Origin of the sequence: Mesotoga sp. HF07.pep.5.2.highcov (genome assembly GCF_003666285.1) — a bacterium.
Taxonomy (GTDB): Bacteria; Thermotogota; Thermotogae; order Petrotogales; family Kosmotogaceae; genus Mesotoga; species Mesotoga prima.
Genome location: NZ_JFHJ01000548.1, coordinates 1 through 3021, shown reverse-complemented (window position 1 = coordinate 3021; position 3021 = coordinate 1). Strand labels below are relative to the sequence as shown.

At 43.8% G+C, this 3021-nt stretch carries 3 protein-coding genes; 1 reads left to right on the top strand and 2 read right to left on the bottom strand.

What is annotated here, in order from left to right; genetic code table 11:
- Window positions 1-58 precede the first annotated feature (58 nt).
- Window positions 59-1189 (top strand): HD family hydrolase, encoded by a 1131-nt coding sequence (locus BG32_RS11650; protein ID WP_006492314.1) that lies wholly within the window; start codon window positions 59-61, stop codon window positions 1187-1189.
- Here BG32_RS11650 and aspC read toward each other — a convergent pair whose 3' ends face one another.
- Together aspC and BG32_RS11640 are read right to left on the bottom strand one after the other, a co-directional pair.
- Complete coding sequence (aspC, locus tag BG32_RS11645; RefSeq protein ID WP_006492313.1) at window positions 1190-2347, bottom strand: aspartate aminotransferase; 1158 nt, start codon at window positions 2345-2347, stop codon at window positions 1190-1192.
- A 40-nt stretch (window positions 2348-2387) separates the two neighbouring features.
- On the bottom strand, window positions 2388-3021 hold a 634-nt coding region (locus BG32_RS11640), incomplete at its 5' end, for a hypothetical protein (RefSeq protein ID WP_121526861.1).

The window sequence follows — 3021 nt, the reverse complement described above, 5'->3', positions numbered from 1 at the left end:
GCCTAACAATTATAATTGTAACAACATAGATTCATGAACGTACTCAGGAGGTGTTTCCGTGTTTCAAGGATATGTGAAACTTCTGGAACTGGCAACGAATCTCTTCACAATGTACAGGTGGAACAACACACCGACTCTTCTAAGAACCAACGAGGCCGAAAATGCCTTCATTTCTGCCCAGTACTGCCTGCTAATGTCTGAAATGGCAATTTTGAAAGGTTTCGAAATCGACCAAAAGGAGCTCTTCCAGAGACTCGTCTTAAAAGAACTGCCTAAATGCTTGCTTTCAGACATCTCGGTTGATACTAAAATTCTAATAAAATCCCTTTCACCTGACAAGTGGAACGATGTCTTTGAAAAGACAGTTGAAGAGATTATTCAATACTTGCCTGATGAGAGACACGATGCCTTCTTTTTTTCAATGGTGCACTCCAAAGATAATTCGGTCGAAGGAAAGATTATCCAGACTGGAGATCTTCTATCGGCCAAACTGGAAGCCGGTCTTCATGCCAGAAGCTTTCCGGAGTTCTTTGAAAGACCTCTGAAGGACCTTGAGGCTAGGATCAAAGATTTCGAGGAATTCGGTCCATATCGTCTGATAACGGGCAACAACTGGCTCAGCCGATACACAAACGCCTTAATGGTTCTTCTGAGAGCCATTCGCTGGAACAGGCTCAACAGGAATGTCCCAACCACTGTCGCCGCTCATTCTTTCTACGTAACAATAATCGCATATATACTCTCATGTATTGAGGAAGAACAAGGAAACAGTGTAAACCCTGTTGAATCTGTCAAACGCGCTCTGCTTCATGACATTCCCGAAAGCATGACTGGAGATATAATCACGCCGACGAAAAAGAAGGTTCCAGGCTTCGAGGAAGTGATTGCTCAGGTTGAAGAACAGATGGTTACCGAGAACCTCCTAGACGGAATGCCAGATGAACTTATCAAAGAACTAAAATCCAGAATGCTGAATCCCTTTGAATCAGCGGAAGGCAAAATTGTTTGGGCTGCCGATCAATTTGCCGCAACAGTTGAGTGTCTCATGGAAATACGCTCTGGTAATACACAGTATGCCTTCAGAGATGCAATGAATAGAATGCTAGATGATCTCTCAAGATCCGATCTTCAAAGCGTTCAGTTCTTGACTAAATCCTTCAGATGGAGCCTTGACTGGACAGGTCGCTAATTAAAGTTTTCTGAGATAGTTTTCCAGTCTGTTTAGTCCTTCGTCGAGTTCCTCCAAAGAACTGGAGAAGGACATTCTTATGAACCCCTCATAGCTGAATGCGCTTCCAGGAACCATTCCCACTTTTTCTTCTTCAAGGAGGGCTATAGCAAAATCGTTTGAATTCTTGAACCTGCCGCCGAGAAATGGCCTTATATCAATGAAATAGTAGAAAGCGCCCGCCGGTTTGTGAAATCTCAGACCGATTTTTTTCAGTTTTGAGAACACGAAGTCCCTCCTGGCTCGAAACTCTTCAACCATTGAAGAAGTGTCAACTTCAAATGCCTTCAGTGCTGCGTACTGAGTTATAGTATTGACATTGGATGTCAGATGACTTTGAATCTTGGAGATAGCCTTGGCCAGTCTAAGTGAAGTTGCCGAATAACCTATCCTCCAACCCGTCATGGCATAGGTTTTGGAGAAGGCATTTATTACCGCCGTCCTTTCTTTCATCCCATCAATCGAAGCAATGGAAAAATGTGCAGCATCATATACCAGCTTTTCATAAACCTCATCCGAAATGACAAGGAGGTCGCTCTCCTTGCTTAAGACCGCAAGATCTCGAAGGAAGTGTTCAGGATATATGGCTCCTGTTGGGTTGTTTGGAGAGTTGATTATTATGGCTCGTGTCCTTGCGCTTATAACCTCTGCGATCTTCGAAATCTCTGGAACAAAGCCCTTATCAAGCTCAGATGGAACAACCACTGGACGACCACCGCAGAGCAGAATCTGTGCTTCGTAGCTCACCCAGGCAGGCGAGATAATTATCACTTCGTCATCCACGTTCAGCAAGGCCTTAAGTACATTATAGATTGCTTGCTTTCCACCGTTTGACACAACAATTTCATCAGGAGTGTAGCTTAAGCCGTTCTCCTTCAGCATCTTCGTAGCGATTGCTTTTCTTAATTCATCTATGCCGGAAGCATTGGTGTATTTAGTTTTTCCCTCGTTGAGAGCAGTAATGGCCGCCTCAACTATGGGACGTGGAGTAGGAAAATCAGGTTCGCCGGCAGTGAATTTGACAACGTTCTCTCCCGCCTTAGAAAGCTCAAGGGCCTTCTTATTGAACTCTAGAGTGGCCGATGGTGTTACGGAAGAGACAAAGTGCGACAGATCCATTGGAGCACCTCCGAAATAGATAATTCTCTTTAGTGAGAATCTATATCTTGTTTATTATTTCTAAGACAACCAAAGCAAAGTCATTCAGGCTGTCTTTCTTGCATAGTCTCGCGCCAGCCTCTCTTTTTCTCTTTCCATTTACCAACGAAGATCCGACTGCCATAACAATTTCTGTCATACCGTACTCGAGCTTTTCGATGAACTCGATCCGGAAACTGGGTATAACCTCTCTAATGGCAGCCACAGTCGACTCAACGATCGCCATATATTTCTCGTCATCTCCAACATCGACAATCGAAGAACCTTCAAGTTCTTTGCCATCGTAGTCTAGAACCACAGTAATATCAAGACGCCTTGTCGTGGCCCTAGTTTCAAGGCTTGTTAGCTGAAAGTTGTACCCTTGAAGTTCTTCCTTCTGGTAAGGTCTTACTACTGAAGCTTCATCCTCGTCGTTAGAATCAAGAGATATCTGCGCTATAGATACTATCTTTCTATCGATCTTGATTCCGGTTGAGGCATAAATAGCTGTCTCAATATCTCTGACCAGTTGCTTTGCAGGCTTGGTAATATCTGCCAATACATGAATCTCGACCATTTCTCCGCTTTCATCATAGACAATTCTTGCACTATGAACCCCAGGCAGTTTAGATACAACGTTGTCAACTGCTAGCTTG